Source organism: Actinoplanes subglobosus, assembly GCF_042650585.1.
In the GTDB taxonomy this organism is placed as follows: Bacteria; Actinomycetota; Actinomycetes; order Mycobacteriales; family Micromonosporaceae; genus Actinoplanes; species Actinoplanes subglobosus.
In genome coordinates this window covers 492,900-510,867 of the sequence record NZ_JBHSBL010000006.1, presented here as the reverse complement: position 1 = coordinate 510,867, position 17,968 = coordinate 492,900, and the positions used below count along the sequence as shown (strand labels likewise).

Genomic DNA, 17,968 nt, shown 5'->3' with positions numbered 1-17,968 from the left:
TGAACCCTAGCGACCCCCACCGACAAAATCCGGGCCGGTTCCGTAGCGCATCGACAGTGATGGACTTCCTGTCCGCGATGGACCAGAGTGAAGCCATCGGCGCGGGCCGCGCAGGCGGCCGGCCCGCGCCGGTACTCGCCCGATGGCCCCGGGTTGCGCCCGGCAACCGATTCGTGGCAACCTCGCTGGGCGACAGCGCGACAGAGCGCCGTCCCCACGTTTCAAGACCCGACGCTTTCGAGAGAAGTGAAGCCTGTGATCGCCGCCCGGCCAATCGGCCGTCGCTGAGCGTTCTCACCGCCAGCGGCGGCCCTGCGTGATCTCGTTCCCACCTCGCAGGTGTTACTTCACCGTTCTCTCGAAAAGGCTTACCTCACCATGGATCTGCGCATCCAGCGCTGTGTCGTGTCCCATCTCCGCACCCGGCCGAAGGTTCTCGAGATCGGCCCGTTCGTGGCCGGCCTCGATCCCGACACCGAGAGCCCCTTCATCAACTACGCCTCGCCGGAGCCGGGCGTTCCGATCACCGCGGCCGACGTCACCGACCTGGTCGCCGCGTTCACCGGGGCGGGCCGCAAACCCCGCCTGGAATACGTGACGAGTTGCTCCCCCGGGCTGGAGGACCTGCTGACCGCGGCCGGGTTCACCGTCGAGGAGCGCAATCAGTACCTGATCTGCCTCCCGGAGAGGCTGAACGCTCACCCCGTACCGGATGGGCTGGTCCTGGAGGAGCCATCGACGGACCCGGACCGGGCCGCGGTGGTCGCCGCACAGAATGCCGCCTTCGGTGATCTGCCGGACGAGAGGCCGGAGGCCGCCGTCGCCCGGATGCGCCGCAACCAGGAGCGTGGCGGGGTCGTCCTCGGCGCCCGCACCGCCGACGGCCGGTGGGTCGGCGGCGGTCAGGGCGCTCCACCGAGCGACGGTGTCAGCGAGGTCGCCGGGATCGCGGTGATCGAGTCGTTCCGCCGCCGTGGCGTGGGCGCGGCGATCAGCGCGGGCGTCGCCTCCCGCCTCTTCGATCGCGGCGTGACGGTCGCCTGGCTGGAGGCTTCCGGCGACGACTCGTGGCGCGTCTACGAGCGGGTCGGGTTCGCCCCGGCCGGGCACCGCCTGTACATCTCCCGGGAGGTGTAGGAGCGGCGGATCGCGAAACGGCCGGTCCGGCACGGACCGGCCGTGAGCGGCACGATAGGCCCGAAAGTCCATCCCGACAGAACTCTATGTTCGACCTGCCGGCATGCGTGCCGGTGCGACGATGTGGGCCATGACGGTCGACTACACGGTGCGGCTGCGGTTCTCCGACGAGTCGCAGGCCGCGGCCACCCACACCAACCTCTCCGCGGTCCGGCTCGACGGCCGGGCACTCTGGATCGCCGGTGACGAGACCGCGACGATCGAGCGGCTGATCGCCGACGATCCGGAGCGGCCCGGCGAGTTCGGGGAGGAGGCCCGGTTCCGGCTGGCCGACTTCGTCGACCTGCCCGGGGCCGACGCCGACGAGGAGGCCGACGTGGAGGGGCTGGCGCGCACCGGCCACTTCCTGTGGGCGATCGGTTCGCACAGCCTGCGGCGCAAACAGATCAAGGACCGGCACGAGGGGTCGAAGGCGTTGCGCCGGCTGGCGCGGGTCGAGGGTCAGGGAAACCGGCAGATTCTGGTACGGCTACCGGTCACCGATGTGGACGGCGTGCCCACCCCCGTCCGCGAGCTGACGGTCGACGGCGTGCAGCACCGGGCCGCGGCTCTGAGCACCCGTGACGACCTGCGGCGACTGCTCCGTGACGACGAGCATCTGGCCCCGTTCCTGCCGATCCCGGGCAAGGACAACGGTCTGGACATCGAGGGCATCGCGGTCCGTGACGACCGGGTGTTCCTCGGGCTGCGCGGCCCGGTGCTGCGCGGGTGGGCGTTCGTGCTGGAGCTGCGGCCGTACGTGCTGGCCGACGAGCCGGGACGACTGCGGCTGCACAGGTTCGAGGACGGGTTGCCGTACCGCAAACATGTCCTTGATCTCGAAGGTCTGGGTGTCCGTGATCTCTGCCCGGCTGGGAACGACCTGCTGGTGCTGGCCGGGCCCACGATGGACCTGGACGGGCCGGTGCGGATCTACCGCTGGCACGACGCGTGTGTGGCGGAGGTGCCGACGATCGTGCGGCACGATCTGATCACCCGCGAGCTGGAGCTGACCTACGGCGAGGGCGACGACCACGCCGAGGGGCTGAGCCTGATGGGTACGGATCGGGTGCTCGTCGTCTACGACAGCCCGGCGGCGGTGCGGCTGGAGGCGGACGGCTCGGTCATCGCCGACGTGCTGAAACTGCCCTGATGCGGCAGGTCTACGCCCACCACGCGACACTGCTGGCGGCGCCCGGGGCCGATCCGGGCGCGGCGATCACCGCGGCGATCGGCGACCTGCATCCCTCCCGGACCCACATGGACCGGGACGGGGAGGAGTTGCGGCTGCGGGTGCTCTTCGCCACCGAACCGGACCGGGCCGAGGACGTCCGCGGCCGGATCGACGCCGCGCTGGCGGCCGGCGACTGGCGGCTGCTCACGTCCGGCTGCGCCCGCATGGACCCGGCTGACCGGCCGCACGGCCGGCGCCTGCTGCGCGAAGGCGGCCATTACACGGAGTAACCCAGTGAGGAGATCAGGCGGCCCCCGGCATGATCGGCTACAGCACCGAAATCAGCCCTTAACCGGGGATGTGACCTGTGACCGACTCTCCGGCCGAGAACTGTTCAGCCTGGACTGAATAACTTAGCGTCGCCTCATGATCGAGATCCCGACGACGGCGGCACGTGCGGCCGTCGAGATCCGGGTGGTGTTCAGCCGGTTGCGGCGACGGCTCCGTGACGCCGCCGGGTTCGGCGACCTCACGCCGTCGCAGACCTCGGTGCTCAGCCGCCTCGACCGGGCCGGCCCCGCGACGCTGACCAGCCTCGCCACCGCCGAACGGGTCCGCCCGCAGTCGATGGCCGCCACCCTCGCCGCCGTCGAGCGGCATGGGCTGGTCGCCCGGACCCCCGACCCGGCCGACGGCCGCCGGCAGCTGATCTCACTCACCCCGGCCGGCGCCGAGGCCATCCACGGCTGGCGCCGCCAGCGGGAGGAATGGCTGGCCAGGGCACTGACCGACCACTACACCGAGGCCGAGCGCCAGCGGATCCTCGACGGCCTCGCCCTGCTGGACCGGCTGGGCGAGCTGTGACCGAGGGGTTCGACCGGCGGCTGATCGCCCCACTGGTGCTGGGGGCCGCGCTCAACCCGGTCAACTCGTCGATGATCGCGGTGGCACTGGTGCCGATCGGGGCCGCGCTCGACGCCGTGCCGTCGGACACCGCCTGGCTGGTGTCGGCGCTCTACCTGGCGACCGCGACGGGCCAGCCGGTGGTCGGCCGCCTGGTCGACCGCCACGGGCCACGCCGCCTCTATCTGGCCGGCGCGCTGCTGGTCGGCGTCGCCGGACTGATCGGGATGCTCGCCACGTCGCTCGGTGTGCTCGTCACCGCGCGGGTACTGCTCGGTTTCGGCACGTGCGCCGGCTATCCGGCCGCCATGTACCTGATCCGCAGCGAGTCCCGGCGCACCGGCGTCGACCGGCCGGGACCGGTGCTGACCCTGCTCACCGTGGCCGCGCAGACGATCGTGGTGATCGGGCCGGCACTCGGCGGGCTGCTGATCGCGGGCGGCGGCTGGCGTACCGTCTTCGCGATCAACATCCCCCTCGCACTGGCCTGCCTGCTGCTCGGCCTGCGCCTGCCGCGCACCGAGCCGCCGCCCGGCCCGCGCCAGCCGCTCGACCTGCCGGGCATCGCGCTGTTCGCGAGCGCGCTGACCACCCTGATGCTCTTCCTCATGTCACCGTCGGTCGCGGATCTCTGGCTGGCCGGGCTCGCCCTCGCCTCCGGCGCGGCCTTCGCCGTCCGCGAGCTGCGCACCACCAGCCCCTTCATCGACCTGCGGGTTCTCGGCGGCAACCGGCCACTGATCAACACCTTTCTGCGTACGGTGTGCGCGCAGACGATCACGTATGCGTTTCTCTACGGCTTCACCCTGTGGCTGGAGGCGGGCCGGCACCTGAGCGCGTCGGCGGCCGGCCTGGTGCTGCTGCCGATGTCGCTGGTCGCGATCGCGGCGTCGACACTGACCGGCCGCACGACCCGGCTCCGTGCGGTGCTGCTCACCGGGGCGATCACCCAGATCGGTGCGTGCGCGCTGCTGCTGGTACTCGGCGACGACAGCCCGATCTGGCTGCTCGTGCTGGTCGCCGCGGCGTGCGGGCTGCCACAGGGCCTGAACAACCTGGCCAACCAGAACGCCGTCTACCACCAGGCCGACCCGGCACGGATCGGTGCGTCGGCCGGCTTGCTGCGCACCTTCACCTACCTGGGCGCGATGGTGTCGGCGGCCGCTTACGGCGCGTTCTTCCACCGCGATCCGGGCGCCGGTGGCCTGCACAATTTCGCCTGGTTCCTGCTGGCGGTCGCCGTCGTGATGCTGGCCCTGGTCGTCGCCGACCGCTCCCTGCTGCGGTCCGGCCCCGGCCACGCCGATCCGGAGGCCGATGAGGCGCGGCGGCGGTTCAGCGGGGCGCGGGGTGGGCGACCTGTCCGAGGAGACGGGTGACGGCTGCGGCCGCCTGGGCTGCGGGACCGCGCCAGGCCACGTAGCCGTCCGGCCGGACCAGCACCGCCTCGGTCGTGTCCGCCTCCGGGGCCGCCACGAGAAGGCGTTCGCCGTACCCGGGAAGGGGTTGCGGGGTGAGCAGCACGTGCCGTCCCGATCGGAGCGCCTCGTAGAGGCGACCGCCGCCGCGCAGGGTGACGTCCGCGGCCCGCGGCGCCCCAGGGTATCCGATGCCCACACCGGAGATCACGCCGGTGGCCCGGCGGACGACCGGCGGGAGGGCGAGCAGCGCCGCCCCGAACGCGTTGCGCAGCCACCGGGCGGGCGCCGACCGGATCATCGCCAGCCGGATGAGGGCGCCACTGCTGCGCAGCACGAGCCGGCCGACCGGGTGGCGCTCGGTCTCGTAGGTGTCGAGGAGCCCGGCGGGCGCCCAGCCGTGGATGGTGGCGGCGAGTTTCCAGGAGAGGTTCGCGGCGTCCTGGAGACCGGTGTTCATGCCCTGGCCGCCGGCCGGCGAGTGCACGTGGGCGGCGTCACCGGCGAGGAACACGCGGCCGGTGCGGTAGCGCGGAGCCTGCCGCTCGTCGCTGTGGAAACGGGACAGCCAGCGGGCCTCGGTGATGCCGAAGTCGGTGCCGTGGACCCGGCGGGTGACGTCCCGCATCTCGTCGAGGGTGACCGGGACGTCGTCGGTGACCTGGCGGCGGCGGTCCCAGGCGAAGATCCGGTACCACCCGTCGCCGAACGGCGCGACCATGGCGAACGCGTCGCCGACGGCGTTGACGGCGAGCACGTCCTCGGGCGGGGTGGCCAGGCGGACGTCGGCCAGCATGATCGAGGTGAGGACGGCCCGGCCGGGAAAGGGCAGGCCCAGACTCCGCCGGACGGTGCTGTCGACACCGTCGGCCCCGATCACCCAGTCGGCGGTGACGGTGCGGTCGCCGAAGTCGAGAACGACCCGGTCGGCGTCCTGCCGCAGGCCGGTGAGGGTGGCGCCGCGCTCGATCCGGGCTCCGGCCGCCTCGGCCCGGCCGGTCAGCGCGTCCTCCACCCGGTACTGCGGCGTGATCAGCAGGAACGGGTAGCGCGACGGCAGGCGGGTGAGGTCGAGACGGATCCGGTCGAAGAGGCGGAGACGCTCGACCCGGGCGCCACCGTCGACGAGACCGTCGGCGAGGTCGCGGGCGTCGAGCAATTCGAGCGTACGGGCGTGGACGCCGAACGCCCGGGTCAGGTTGGAGACGCCGGAACGGCGCTCGAAAACGGTCACCGGGATCCCGGCCCGGGCCAGGTCGCCGGCGAGGAGCAGACCGGTCGGCCCGGCCCCGATGATCGCGACGGTGGTGTGCACGGCTTACCTCCGGACTCATTTGCCAACAACTGTTGGCAAACGATAGGCACCACTTCATGATCAGGTCAACACTTGTTGGCAAACACCTGTTGGCATAAACTGGGCGGCATGACCACACGCCGCTCCGACACCACCCGCGCCGCGATCCTGAGCGCCGCACGGGAGCGCTTCGCCAGCGACGGATTCGAGCGGGCCACCATCCGCGCCATCGCCGCCGACGCCCGCATCGACCCGTCCATGGTGATGCGCTATTACGGCAGCAAGGAGGGGCTGTTCGCGGCGGCCGCCGAGTTCGACCTGCGACTGCCCGACCTCGGCTCCACCCCGCCCGGCGAGGTCGGCGCCGCCCTGGTCGCCCACTTCCTGCACCGATGGGAGGGCGACGAGACACTTCTGGCCCTGCTGCGGGCCGCGGTCACGCAGGAGGCCGCGGCCGAGCGGATGCGCACGGTCTTCGCCGCCCAGCTCGGGCCGGTCGCCGGTCGGCTGGCCCCCGACCCGGCCCAGGCGGCGACCCGGGCCGGCCTGATCGCCACCCAGATGCTGGGTTTCGCCCTCTGCCGTTTCGTGCTGAGACTGCCACCGGTCGTCGGGCTCGGCCGCGAGGAGACGATCGCCTGGCTCGCCCCCACGATCCAGCGTTACCTGACGGGCAGTGCCATCTGACCCGGCGAGACCTTTTCATACGACAGGTTGACTGTTACGAACTAGTCTGAGGACTATAGTCAAGCGCATGGACATCTGGTCACTGCGCCTGCTCGGCGCGCACGAGATCCGCACACGGTTCGGCGGCATCAGCCGGCAGCGGCTCTACCAGCTCGTCAGCCGGCCGGATTTCCCCCGCCCGATCACCGAGCTGGCCCAGGGCAAGGTCTGGCTGGCCGATCACGTCGACGCCTGGCAGGTCGAGCACCGGGCCGAGGTCCGCCCCCGCCCCCGCAACAGGCCGCCCGCCGGCGAGGCCGATTCCCCAGCCCCAGCCCCAGCCCCAGCCGAGGAAACCGCAGGTGACGAGGCCGGCACATGAAAAGAGCCGGGCCGGTGGGGGATCCACCGGCCCGGCTCACGTGCCGCTGAAAATCAGGCGCCGCGCAGTGTGGCGCCGAAACGGGAGGAGGTCAGGGCGACCGCGGCGTCACGCGCGGCGATGGTCTCCTCCGAGGTGAGGGTGCGGTCGGCGGCCCGGAAGGTCAGCTTGTAGGCGAGGGATCGCTTGTCCGCACCCAGTTGCTCCGACTCGTAGACGTCGAAGAGTGCCACCGACTCCAGCAGGTCGCCCGCGCCCTCGGTCAAAGCCGCCTGGACGTCGGCCGCCGGGACAGCGCGGTCCAGGACCAGGGCGACGTCGAGCAGCGCCGGCGGGAAGGTGGAGATCCTCGGCGCGTCGACGACCGGAGCCTCCGGCAGGGCGCTCAGGTCGATCTCGGCGGCCGAGGTCCGCTTGGGCAGCTCGAGGGTGGCCAGCACCGCGGGGTGCAGTTCACCGGCGTGACCGACGACGGTGCCGTCGACCAGGACGGCAGCGCACCGGCCCGGGTGCCACGGCGCGAGCTCGGCTGCCCGTACCGTGATCCGGTCCTCGGCGATGCCCGCCGCGGAGATCGCGACGCGCGCCGCCTCGATGGCGTCCGCCCACGTCGCGGCCCGGCCCGCACCCCACCAGCCGGCCGGCTCGATGTCGCCGGCCAGCACGACGGCGAGGTGCCACGGCTGCTCGGGGACGATCGCGTTGGCCGCCGCCCACTCGGCGTTGGAGGGGCGACGGTCCACCCCCAGCATCGGCGGAGCGGTCGACGTCAGGTGCGGCAGGAAGACCGTGCCCACCTCGAAGAGCGCCACGTCACGACGGCCGCGGCCGAGGTTCCGCTTGAGGGTGCCGAGGAGCGGGCCGAGCAGCGTCGTCCGCAGCAGCGGCTCCTCCTCGGACAGCGGGTTCGTCAGACGGACCGCGCTGCGACGGGGGTCCTCCGGCGGCAGGCCGAGGGCGTCGGCGGTGCCGGGCGACACGAACGGGTACGACAGCACCTCGACGTAACCGTTCTCGGCGAGCGCCCGGCCCACCGACCGGCGCTGCTTCTGCGCCGGGGTGAGACCGCGGCTGGCCCCGGCCGGCGGCAGCACGCTCGGGATGTCGTTGTAACCGCCGAGCCGCGCCACCTCCTCGATCAGGTCGATCGGGGCGACCAGGTCGGGACGCCAGGTCGGCGGCACGACGCTGAGCACCTCGTCGCCGCTGACCTCGCAGCCGATCTTGCGCAGCAGGTCAGCGGCCTGCGAGCCGGTGTAGGGCAGGCCGATGAGACGGGACGGCGCGTCGGCCGGAAGCGTGAGCGCGACCGGCGCCACCACGTTGTCGATGTCCAGCACGAGCGGCGAGGCGGTGCCGCCCGCGTGCTCGACCAGGATGTCGACGGCCTTCTGCAGCGCGGCGAGCGGCAGCGCCGGGTCGACGCCCCGCTCCCAGCGTTTGGCGGCCTCGCTGAACAGCTTGTGACGCCGTGCGGTCCGGCCGACCATGACCGGGTCCCAGTGGGCGGCCTCGAGGAGCACGTTGACGGTGCCCTCCTGCCACTCGCTGGTCTCGCCGCCCATGACGGCGGCGAGCGAGATCGGACCGGTCTCGTCGCAGATCACCATGTCCTCGGCGTCGAGAACCCGCGCGACACCGTCCAGGGTGGTCAGCTTCTCCCCCGCCCGGGCCCGGCGGACGAGCAGGCCGCCGTTCAGACGGTCCAGGTCGAAGACGTGCATCGGCTGACCGAACTCGAGCATCAGGTAGTTGGTGATGTCGACGGGCAGCGAGATGGCCCGGATGCCGGCCTGGATCAGGCGCCGCTGCATCCACTCCGGAGACTGCGCGTCCGGGTCGAGGCCGCGGACGACGCGGGCCGCGAACCGGTCACAGCCGACGGTGTCCTCGATCGTGATCGGGTACGGGACGTCGGCGGTCCCGCCCGGAGCGGCGATGGCGGCGGGATCGGTGAACGCCACACCGAAGTGGGTCGCCAGCTCCCGTGCGATCCCGCGGACGCTCATCTCGTAGCCCCGGTCCGGTGTGATCTCGACCTCGATCAGCACGTCGTCCAGGCCGACGATCGGGCGCGCGTCGATGCCGGGCACCAGGTCGCCGGAGGCGGGCAGCACGATGATGCCCGAGTGGTCCCCGGACAGGCCGAGCTCGGCCGCCGAGCAGATCATGCCGTTGGAGTTGCGGCCGTAGGTCTTCCGCGCACCGATCCTGAACCCGCCCGGCAGCTCCCCACCGGGCAGGATCACGACGACGAGATCGCCCTCGGCGAAGTTGCGCGCGCCGCAGACGATCTCCTGCGGAGCCGGGTTGCCGACGTCGACGGTGCAGAACCGGATCGGCTTCTTGAAACCGGTCAGCTCCTCGATCGTCAGCACCCGGCCGACGACCAGGTCACCGAGGATCGTCCCGGCCTGGTCGACGATGCCCTCGACCTCCATGCCGAGGTTGGTGAGCGCCGCGTCCAGCTCCGAAGCCGTGATTCCCGCGGGCAGCTCGACGTACTCGCGCAGCCACGACAGTGACGTCTTCATGGCTTCAGGACTCCATTCCGAAGTTCGTGGTGAACCGCACGTCGCCCTCGACCATGTCGCGCATGTCGGAGACGCCGTTACGGAACATCAGGGTCCGCTCGACACCCATGCCGAACGCGAACCCGCTGTAGCGCGCGGGGTCGATGCCGCACGCGGTGAGGACCCGCGGGTTGACCATGCCGCAGCCGCCCCACTCGACCCAGCGCGGGCCGTCGCGGTGCTCGGCGAACCAGACGTCGAACTCGGCGGACGGCTCGGTGAACGGGAAGTAGTGCGGCCGCCAGCGGGTCCTCGCGTCCGGGCCGAACAGCGCCTTCGCGAGGTGGTCGAGGGTGCCGCGCAGGTGCGCCATGGTGATGCCCTCGTCGATGACCAGGCCCTCGATCTGGTGGAACACCGGGCTGTGTGTGGCGTCCAGCTCGTCGGTGCGGTAGACGCGACCGGGGCTGACCACGTAGATCGGCGGCTGGCGGTCGAGCATGGTGCGCACCTGGCCGGGTGACGTGTGGGTACGCATGACCAGGCCGGGCAGGTCGACGAAGAACGTGTCGGAGGCGCCGCGGACCGGGTTGTCCGGGCCGATGTTGAGCGCGTCGAAGTTGGCCCACTCCAGCTCCAGCTGGGGACCGTCGACGATCTCGTAGCCCATGCCCATGAAGATGTCGCCCATGTGCTCCATGAGCGTGGTGAGCGGATGCCGGGCGCCACGCGGGCGGCGGGACCACGGCAGGGTGACGTCGACGCGCTCCTCGACCAGGACGCGGGCGGCACGGTCCGCCTCCAGCTCGGCCTGGCGGGCGTCGTAGGCGGACTGCACGGCCTGGCGGGCGATGTTGACACGCTTGCCGGCGTCGGATTTCGCGGCCGGCGGCAGCGAGCCGATCTCACGTCGGGCCAGCGACACCGGGGAACGGTCACCGAGGTGGGCCGGCTTCAGGGCCTGGAGCGCGTCGAGGTCGGCAGCGGTGGCGAACGCCTTCTCGGCCTCCGCCACGGCGCTTTCCAGAGACTCTGGCGCCAGCAGGACGGCCTGCTTCGGATCGTACGGATCGTTGCGGTAGGACATGGCTGGGCGAACTCCCTCAACACCGGATTGCCAACGGTCGCCCCTGACGCGGCGAAACCACGAGGGCGACAGAGCTGGAACAGTCTACGGAGGCGCGGCTGGGCCGCAGCCCGCCGGTCGGGAAGGTACGCGCAGAAGTGTCAGATCCGGCGCCCGCGACCAGCGGGCCGACTAAACGAAAGACCTGACATGCGGCTCAGCATACCCTCAGCGCTGCGCGCGGGCCGAGGCATATAGACACACGGCGGCCGCGGCGGCGAGGTTGAGGCTTTCGGCTCCGCCGTAGATCGGCACGCGGACCCGCCGGTCGGCGGCCTTCAACAGGTCCGTCGGCAGACCATGGGCCTCAGAGCCGAACACCCACGCGGTACGGGCGGCAAGCTGACCACCGTCGAGCAGTGAGTCCACGTCGTCCTCGCCGGTGCCGCTGGTCGCGAGCACCTGCAGCCCGTTGTCCTGCAACAGGTCGACCACGCTCAACGGGGTACGGACGACGTCCACGTGGAACAGTGAGCCGGCGGACGCCCGTACACACTTGCCGTTGTAGGGGTCGACGGCGTCGCCGGCGAAGATGACCGCCCCGGCCCCCGCGGCATCCGCCGTGCGCAGCACGGTCCCGGCGTTGCCGGGGTCCCGGATCTCGGCGACCACCGCGACCAGCCGCGGGTTCTTCGCCAGGGCCTCCCCGATCGGCACGTCGTTCTGCTCGCAGACGGCGACCAGGCCCTGCGGCTGGACGGTCTCGGCGAGCGCGGCCAGGGCCTCGTCGGTGACCGGCGACAGTTCCGGCGCCAGCGCGGCCAGGTCGGCATGCCGGTCCAGTGCGGCCGGGGTCGCGAACAACTCGATCACCGCGTCGGCGGCGAGCGCCTCCCGGACGGCCTGCGGGCCCTCGGCCAGGAAACGGCCGGTCTGGTCCCGGTCCCGGCGGCGCTGGAGGCGGCGCGCGGCGACGATGCGGGGGGTACGGGGCGTGAACATGATCTCCTCACGAAAGCGCCCCCCGATCACGCGGACCGGGAGGCGCTCACAACGTGCTACGCGATATCAGGCAGCAGCCTGCTTGGGGGCGCCGCCGGTGCCCTCGGCCGCGACCGCCGCACGAGCGATCTCGACGATGGCGGCGAAGGCAGCCTCGTCGTGGACCGCGAGGTCGGCCAGGATCTTGCGGTCGACCTCGACCTCGGCCAGCTTCAGGCCCTGGATCAGGCGGTTGTAGGTCATCCCGTTCGCGCGGGCAGCCGCGTTGATACGGGTGATCCACAGCTGACGGAAGTCGCCCTTGCGGTCACGACGGTCACGGTACGAGTACTGCATCGAGTGCAGCACCTGCTCCTTGGCCTTCCGGTACAGGCGGGAGCGCTGACCGCGGTAGCCGCTCGCGGTCTCGAGCAGGGTGCGGCGCTTCTTCTGGGCGTTTACCGCCCGCTTGACGCGTGCCATTTCTAGTTACTCCTTCAGGAAAAACCGGGTCAGGCGCGCGTCAGCGGCCCAGAAGCTTCTTCACACGAGCGGTGTCGGCCTTGGCCACGGTGACCGTACCGGTCATCCGGCGGGTGACACGGGAGCTCTTGTGCTCCAGCAGGTGACGCTTACCGGCCTGCTCGGTCACGAGCTTTCCCTTGCCGGTCACCTTCACTCGCTTACCCATGCCGGTGTGGCTCTTCATCTTCGGCACTTGACGCCTCTTTCTGGTCTTTCCCCGCAGCCGGGGGGATGCGGGGAAAAGCTTGTCTTACTCTGCGGTGGTCTCGGCCGCCGGAACCGTCTCGTCCGTCGGCACCTCGTCGGCGCCTTCGCCCTCACGCGGCTCACGGGCGGGCTTGGCGCCGGCAGCGACTGCAGCGACGGCGGCGGCCTTCGTGGCACGGTGCGGAGCAAGCACCATGATCATGTTTCGGCCGTCCTGCTTGGGGCTGGCCTCCACGAAGCCCAGCTCCGAGATTTCCTCGCTGAGCCGGCGGAGAAGCCGGAATCCCAGCTCGGGGCGGCTCTGCTCACGGCCGCGGAACATGATCGTCACCTTGACCTTGTCGCCCGCCTTGAGGAACCGCACCACGTGACCCTTCTTGGTCGCGTAGTCGTGCGGGTCGATCTTCGGCCGGAGCTTCATTTCCTTGATGACGGTCTGCTGCTGGTTGCGCCGCGCTTCGCGGGCCTTGAGTGCGCTCTCGTACTTGAACTTGCCGAAGTCCATGAGCTTGCACACCGGCGGCCGCGCCATCGGAGCAACCTCGACCAGGTCCAGGTCGACATCCGCGGCCAGCTGAAGGGCGCGCTCGAGCGGCACGATGCCGACCTGCTCACCCTCCGGACCGACCAGACGGACCTCACGAGCCCGGATCTGTTCGTTCACGCGTGGTTCGACGCTGATGGGGCCTCCTCAGTTGATACCTCACCCGGCCGGGTGGGCCGGGCGCTGCCAATGTCGGTCGGCCCCGAGTGTCCCGCTGGCCGCGGGACGCCGGGAAAGTAGAAGGCCCCGGATCGCTCTCCCGAAGGAGGGCATGCCGGGGCCCGCTCGACCGGTCATCGGCGCCCAGAGGAGGACGCGCACCCGGCAGGAGATATTCCCCTGCCAGGGAGACCGGACCCGGCCACATGCTGTGACTCGGGTGGGAACCAGCGGGCTCCTCTTTCGCGCCCACTCATCAAAGGTGGGCGTGGTCGACTGCCCGCAATCCTATCAGGCGACTGAGTGCGCCTTGACCTGCCCTCCTGGCCCTTGCTTCGCTGCGGTGCAGTCGGTCAGGTCGTAGCAGCCGAATGAAGAGCCCTCAGGGTCCGCACACCGTCGACCGCATAGTCCTTGTCGACCGCCTGCAGGGCGTGCACCGGCACCTGGTCGTCGTTCTCCAGCTCCAGGTGGGCCCACGCCGAGTTCCGGTCGAACCGGACGGCACGGACCACCGACCACGGCAGGTCGTAACCGCCGATCACGTTGCGCACCCGCACCCCCTTGTCGTCGGCGATCACCCGTGGCCGGCAGAACAGCAGCACCCCGAGACCGAGCAGGACACCCAGCCCGATCATCGCGAGCTGGTCGCCGCGCTGGAAGCTGGCCTGCGAGTTCTGGAAGCCGGCCGAGCCGGTCAGGCCGAAGCTGAGCACGGTGAACAGCAGCGCCAGACCGGCGGCGAGCGGGCCGGCCACCCAGCGGATCCGCTTGGGGCGGTACATGACGGCGGTCATCACAGCCTGCAGTTCGCGATGTCGGTGACCAGGATGGCGCGGGCACCCAGGTCGTAGAGCTCGTCCATGACCCGGTGCACGTCGCTGCGCTGGACCATCGCCTCGACGGCGACCCAGCCCTCCCGGTGCAGCGGGGAGACGGTCGGCGACTCGATCCCGGGGGTCAGGCTGGTCGCCTGGTCCAGCAGATCGGCGCGTACGTCGTACGCCAGCATCACGAAGTTTCTCGCGACCAGCACGCCGTGCAGCCGCCGCAGCAGCTGGGACGCACCGGCCGGGGTCTCCCCCTCGCGACCGATCAGGATCGCCGAGGACTGCATGATCGGGTCACCGATGGTGACCAGGCCCGCCTGGCGCAGTGTCGCCCCGGTCTCCACCACGTCGGCGATCAGGTCGGCGACGCCGAGACGGACCGCGTTCTCCACCGCACCGTCGAGGCGCACCACGTCCGCCTTGAGCTCGTGCTCGGCCAGGTAGCGGCCGACCACGCCGGGGTACGCGGTGGCGATGCGGCGGCCGCCGATCTCGTTGACGCTGGTGAGCGTCCCCGCCGGGGCGGCCCAGCGGAAGGTGGCCCGGCCGAAGTTCAGGTCGAGAAGTTCGGTGGCCGGCACGCCGGAGTCGACGAGCAGGTCGCGGCCGGTGATGCCGAGGTCCAGATCACCCGAGCCGACGTAGGTGGCGATGTCCTTCGGCCGGAGGTAGAAGAACTCGACGTTGTTGGCTTCGTCACGGCAGATCAGATCTTTGGGATCGGTGCGCTGGCGGTAGCCGGCGTCCCGCAACATCTGTGACGCCGGTGCGGAGAGGGTGCCCTTGTTCGGAATGGCGATGCGCAGCATGACGTGCTCCTTCGATCGGTGAACGGGTCTTGTGGACACGTGTCACAGATGTCGGTAGACGTCCTTGAGCTCGAGACCTGTCGCGATCATCAGGACCTGGGCCTGGTAGAGCAGTTGGGAGATCTCCTCGGCAGCGCGTTCCGGCCCCTCGTGCTCGGCGGCCATCCACGACTCGGCCGCCTCCTCGACGACCTTCTTGCCGATGAAGTGGACTCCACGTTCGAGCGCCTCGACGGTGCCCGAACCGGGTGTCTTGTCCGCCGCCTTGCTTTGCAACTCGGCAAACAGTTCTTCGAACGTCTTCACGAGAAGCGATTGTGGCAGCTCATCACGTCTTGACGACGAACGCCCCCAGCCACTGGGACGTCTTCTAAGCTCCCGGGCATGGTCAGCCGATTCACCCCCGTGGCCCTCGGAGGCGCAGCCCTGCTGCTCGCCGCCGTGACGGCCTGTGCCCCCGCAGACGAAGACGAGACGACCACCACACCCTCGGCCGCCCCAGCCGCGACGTGTGACCCGGCCTCGTTGAAGACCCTGACCGCCGGAAAGCTCACCGTCGGCACCGACACCCCGGCGTACGAGCCGTGGTTCGCCGACAACAAGCCGGACAACGGCAAGGGCTTCGAGTCCGCCGTGGCCTACCAGGTCGCGCAGCGTCTCGGGTACCAGCAGTCCGACGTGGTCTGGGCTCAGGTCGGGTTCAACAACGCGATCGCTCCGGGCCCGAAGGCGTTCGACATCGACATCAACCAGTTCTCCATCACCGACGAGCGCAAGCAGGCGGTCGACTTCTCGTCGCCGTACTACCTGGTGCGCCAGACGGTGATCACCACCGAGGGCTCGAAGATCGCCGGCGCCAAGTCGCTCGCCGACCTGAAGGACGCCAAGCTCGGTGCCCAGGTCGGGACGACCAGCTACCAGGCCATCACCGACGTGATCAAGCCGGCCGGCCAGCCGCAGGTGTTCAACAACAACGACGACGCCAAGAAGGCGCTGGAGAACGGCACCGTCGACGGCATCGTGGTGGACCTGCCGACCGCGTTCTACATGACCGGCGCGGAGCTGGAGAACGGCGTGATCATCGGCCAGGTCGCCCAGGTCGGCGTGCCCGAGCAGTTCGGCATCGTGCTGGACAAGGGCTCGCCGCTGACCGGCTGCGTCAGCAAGGCGGTCGACCAGCTCCGTCAGGACGGCACCCTCGCCGTGCTGGAGAAGACCTGGCTCGCCGACACCGCCGGAGCCCCCGAACTCCAGTGACGTACCAACCGAGCATCAAGCAACAGGAACGGATCGCCTACCGTCGCGGACGGGCGGTCCGTTCCGTTCTGCTGGCCGCGGCATCGACGGCCGTCGTCGGCGTCGCGCTCGCCGTCGGCATCACCGGCGCGCCCGGCTGGGAACGGGTCAAGGAGTCCTTCTTCGATCCCGACACCGCGCTCGAGTACCTGCCGCAGATCCTGGAAGGGCTCTGGCTCAACCTGAAACTGCTGGTGGTCTGTGCGACCCTGGCGCTGGCGCTCGGCCTGCTGGTCGCGGTGCTGCGGACCCTGCGCGGCCCGGTGTTCTTCCCGGTCCGCGCCCTGGCCACCGGGTACACATACTCGTTCCGTGGCCTGCCGCTGATCATCGTGCTCTATCTGTTCGCGTTCGGCATCCCCGGGCTGCGGCTCAAGGGCACACCGGACGTGCTGGTGCTGGGCGCCGCCGCGATCATCGTGACGTACGGCGCCTACCTGGCCGAGGTGTTCCGCGCCGGCATCGAGTCGGTGCATCCGAGCCAGATCGCGGCGGCCCGTTCGCTGGGGCTCAGCTACCGGCAGGCGATGCGCCACGTGGTGCTGCCGCAGGCGGTCCGGCGGGTCGCCCCGCCACTGCTCAACGACACCGTCGCGCTGCAGAAGGACGTCGGCCTGATCTCCCTGGCGGGGCCGATCGACGCCATCCGGGCGGCCCAGATCGGGGTCGCACAGGACGCCGACTTCACCCCGTACATCGTCGCCGGGGTGTTGTTCGTCCTTCTCGCCCTGCCGCTGATCGCCGTCACCGACTGGGTGACGCTGCGGGCGGCCCGCCGCCAGAACGCGGGGAACTGATGCTGCTCGAATGCCGGGACGTCCGGAAGGTCTTCGGTGACAACGTCATCCTCGACGGGCTCACCCTGAACGTCGCCGAGCACGAGGTGGTGGCGCTGATCGGCGCCTCCGGCTCGGGCAAGTCGACACTGCTGCGGTGCGTCAACCTGCTCGCCGAGATCGACGACGGGACGATCCACCTGGACGGCGAGGAGATCACCGACCCGCGTGCCGACGCCGACCGGGTCCGCCAGCGGATCGGGCTGGTCTTCCAGTCCTACAACCTGTTCCCGCACATGACGGTGCTGGACAACATCATGCTGGCGCCGGTACGCGTACACCGGAAGCCGGTGCGGGAGGCGAAGGAGCAGGCGCTGCAGTGGCTGGACCGGGTCGGCCTGGCCGACAAGTCGGGCGCCTACCCGGACCGGCTCTCCGGCGGGCAGCAGCAGCGGGTCGCCATCGTCCGCGCCCTGGTCAACAACCCGCGCCTGCTGCTGCTCGACGAGGTCACCTCGGCGCTCGACCCGGAACTGGTCGGCGAGGTGCTGTCGATGATCCGGGAGCTCAAGGGCGAGGGCATGACGATGGTGCTGGCCACGCACGAGATGGGGTTCGCCAAGCAGGTCGCCGACCGGGTCGCCTTCCTCGACGCCGGCCGGGTCCTCGAGCAGGGGCCACCGGAGCAGGTGCTCGGTGACCCCGTCGAGGCGCGGACCCGTCAGTTCCTGAAGCGGATCATCGAGGCCGGCCGGCTCTAGACGGTCAGTGTTTGGAGACCTCACGGATGGCGAGCGCCGCGTCCAGCACGGCGACGGTGCTCTGCCAGCCCTTGTCCTCGATCGAGTCCTCCAGACCGGCCCGGTCGCGGGCCTGCCCCAGGCTGTGCACCGTGAGCACGCCGTGCGCGACGGGAGTGCCCTCGTCCAGCGACACCCGGGTCAGGCCCGAGGTGACCGCGTCGCACACGTACTCGAAGTGCTGGGTCTCCCCCTTGATCACCACGCCCAGGGCGACGACCGCGTCGACCCGCCGGGCCATCGCCTGCGCCACCACCGGCAGCTCCACCGAGCCGGCCACACGGGCGGTGATCACCTCTGCCACGCCACACGCCTCGGCAGCGGCCACCGCCCTGGCGATCATGTGTTCCACCAGGTCGTTGTGCCAGCGCGAGCCGACGATGCCGAGCCGGAGCCCGGCAGCGTCGACGGTCTGCATGTGCGGATCACCGAAGCCGGCCATGTGTGTC

Annotated in this window: 21 protein-coding genes; 10 read left to right on the top strand and 11 right to left on the bottom strand. The window is 70.7% G+C overall.

The features are described from left to right. Positions 1-378: 378 nt before the first annotated feature. From ACFO0C_RS08540 to ACFO0C_RS08520, 5 genes are all read left to right on the top strand, one after another. A complete protein-coding gene (locus ACFO0C_RS08540) occupies positions 379-1,137 on the top strand; it encodes a GNAT family N-acetyltransferase (protein ID WP_378066000.1) in 759 nt (252 codons plus the stop codon). 130 nt (positions 1,138-1,267) lie between these two features. Next, complete coding sequence (locus tag ACFO0C_RS08535; protein WP_378065999.1) at positions 1,268-2,329, top strand: DUF3616 domain-containing protein; 1,062 nt, start codon at positions 1,268-1,270, stop codon at positions 2,327-2,329. After that, a complete protein-coding gene (locus ACFO0C_RS08530; protein ID WP_378065998.1) occupies positions 2,329-2,640 on the top strand; it encodes a hypothetical protein in 312 nt (103 codons plus the stop codon). The genes ACFO0C_RS08535 and ACFO0C_RS08530 overlap by 1 nt, the downstream gene beginning before the upstream one ends. A gap of 136 nt (positions 2,641-2,776) precedes the next feature. Next, positions 2,777-3,214: a MarR family winged helix-turn-helix transcriptional regulator gene (locus tag ACFO0C_RS08525; protein WP_378065997.1), complete on the top strand. Its 438-nt coding sequence runs from the start codon at positions 2,777-2,779 to the stop codon at positions 3,212-3,214. Next, positions 3,211-4,632, top strand: coding sequence for an MFS transporter (locus ACFO0C_RS08520; protein WP_378065996.1), 1,422 nt, complete (start codon positions 3,211-3,213; stop codon positions 4,630-4,632). Before ACFO0C_RS08525 ends, ACFO0C_RS08520 begins: the two co-directional genes overlap by 4 nt. On the opposite strand, the gene ACFO0C_RS08515 is transcribed toward ACFO0C_RS08520, so the two are convergent. Beyond that, a complete protein-coding gene (locus tag ACFO0C_RS08515; protein ID WP_378065995.1) occupies positions 4,589-5,986 on the bottom strand; it encodes an FAD-dependent monooxygenase in 1,398 nt (465 codons plus the stop codon). The two genes, ACFO0C_RS08520 and ACFO0C_RS08515, sit on opposite strands and share 44 nt — an antisense overlap. A gap of 108 nt (positions 5,987-6,094) precedes the next feature. Between ACFO0C_RS08515 and ACFO0C_RS08510 the strand changes: the two genes are divergently transcribed. Both ACFO0C_RS08510 and ACFO0C_RS08505 read left to right on the top strand, forming a co-directional pair. Next, the gene (locus tag ACFO0C_RS08510) at positions 6,095-6,652 is read left to right on the top strand and encodes a TetR/AcrR family transcriptional regulator (protein WP_378065994.1); all 558 of its coding nucleotides are present in this window, start codon (positions 6,095-6,097) and stop codon (positions 6,650-6,652) included. Between the two features lie 67 nt (positions 6,653-6,719). Beyond that, positions 6,720-7,013, top strand: coding sequence for a helix-turn-helix transcriptional regulator (locus ACFO0C_RS08505; protein WP_378065993.1), 294 nt, complete (start codon positions 6,720-6,722; stop codon positions 7,011-7,013). Positions 7,014-7,066: 53 nt separating this feature from the next. Here the strand turns inward: ACFO0C_RS08505 and pheT are convergent, their stop codons facing one another. From pheT to ACFO0C_RS08460, 9 genes are all read right to left on the bottom strand, one after another. Beyond that, on the bottom strand, positions 7,067-9,547 hold the full coding sequence (gene pheT, locus ACFO0C_RS08500) for a phenylalanine--tRNA ligase subunit beta (protein ID WP_378065992.1): 2,481 nt from the start codon (positions 9,545-9,547) through the stop codon (positions 7,067-7,069). A 4-nt stretch (positions 9,548-9,551) separates the two neighbouring features. Continuing rightward, a complete protein-coding gene (locus ACFO0C_RS08495) occupies positions 9,552-10,613 on the bottom strand; it encodes a phenylalanine--tRNA ligase subunit alpha (protein ID WP_378065991.1) in 1,062 nt (353 codons plus the stop codon). Between the two features lie 207 nt (positions 10,614-10,820). Beyond that, entirely contained in the window at positions 10,821-11,594 is a 774-nt protein-coding gene (locus ACFO0C_RS08490) for a TrmH family RNA methyltransferase (protein WP_378065990.1), read from the bottom strand. A gap of 66 nt (positions 11,595-11,660) precedes the next feature. Further along, positions 11,661-12,056 (bottom strand): 50S ribosomal protein L20, encoded by a 396-nt coding sequence (gene rplT / locus ACFO0C_RS08485; RefSeq protein ID WP_378065989.1) that lies wholly within the window; start codon positions 12,054-12,056, stop codon positions 11,661-11,663. Between the two features lie 40 nt (positions 12,057-12,096). Next, positions 12,097-12,291, bottom strand: coding sequence for a 50S ribosomal protein L35 (gene rpmI / locus ACFO0C_RS08480; protein ID WP_282764755.1), 195 nt, complete (start codon positions 12,289-12,291; stop codon positions 12,097-12,099). A 57-nt stretch (positions 12,292-12,348) separates the two neighbouring features. Next, a complete protein-coding gene (gene infC / locus ACFO0C_RS08475) occupies positions 12,349-12,969 on the bottom strand; it encodes a translation initiation factor IF-3 (protein ID WP_378065988.1) in 621 nt (206 codons plus the stop codon). A 392-nt stretch (positions 12,970-13,361) separates the two neighbouring features. Beyond that, positions 13,362-13,805 (bottom strand): PH domain-containing protein, encoded by a 444-nt coding sequence (locus tag ACFO0C_RS08470; protein WP_378065987.1) that lies wholly within the window; start codon positions 13,803-13,805, stop codon positions 13,362-13,364. Continuing rightward, positions 13,805-14,647 carry an ATP phosphoribosyltransferase gene (hisG, locus tag ACFO0C_RS08465; RefSeq protein ID WP_378065986.1) on the bottom strand — a complete coding sequence of 281 codons (843 nt, stop codon included), beginning with the start codon at positions 14,645-14,647 and terminating at the stop codon, positions 13,805-13,807. Before hisG ends, ACFO0C_RS08470 begins: the two co-directional genes overlap by 1 nt. 42 nt (positions 14,648-14,689) lie before the next feature. Further along, on the bottom strand, positions 14,690-14,953 hold the full coding sequence (locus tag ACFO0C_RS08460; protein WP_043528313.1) for a phosphoribosyl-ATP diphosphatase: 264 nt from the start codon (positions 14,951-14,953) through the stop codon (positions 14,690-14,692). A gap of 78 nt (positions 14,954-15,031) precedes the next feature. Between ACFO0C_RS08460 and ACFO0C_RS08455 the strand changes: the two genes are divergently transcribed. From ACFO0C_RS08455 to ACFO0C_RS08445, 3 genes are read left to right on the top strand one after another with little or no spacing between them, the layout of a single operon-like run. Beyond that, positions 15,032-15,904, top strand: a complete 873-nt coding sequence (locus ACFO0C_RS08455; protein WP_378065985.1) for an ABC transporter substrate-binding protein — start codon at positions 15,032-15,034, stop codon at positions 15,902-15,904. Beyond that, positions 15,901-16,740: an amino acid ABC transporter permease gene (locus ACFO0C_RS08450; RefSeq protein WP_378065984.1), complete on the top strand. Its 840-nt coding sequence runs from the start codon at positions 15,901-15,903 to the stop codon at positions 16,738-16,740. The genes ACFO0C_RS08455 and ACFO0C_RS08450 overlap by 4 nt, the downstream gene beginning before the upstream one ends. Continuing rightward, positions 16,740-17,480 (top strand): amino acid ABC transporter ATP-binding protein, encoded by a 741-nt coding sequence (locus ACFO0C_RS08445; protein ID WP_378065983.1) that lies wholly within the window; start codon positions 16,740-16,742, stop codon positions 17,478-17,480. The genes ACFO0C_RS08450 and ACFO0C_RS08445 overlap by 1 nt, the downstream gene beginning before the upstream one ends. Positions 17,481-17,484: 4 nt before the next feature. Here ACFO0C_RS08445 and ribH read toward each other — a convergent pair whose 3' ends face one another. Next, the gene (ribH, locus tag ACFO0C_RS08440) at positions 17,485-17,961 is read right to left on the bottom strand and encodes a 6,7-dimethyl-8-ribityllumazine synthase (RefSeq protein WP_378065982.1); all 477 of its coding nucleotides are present in this window, start codon (positions 17,959-17,961) and stop codon (positions 17,485-17,487) included. Between the last annotated feature and the right edge of the window lie 7 nt (positions 17,962-17,968).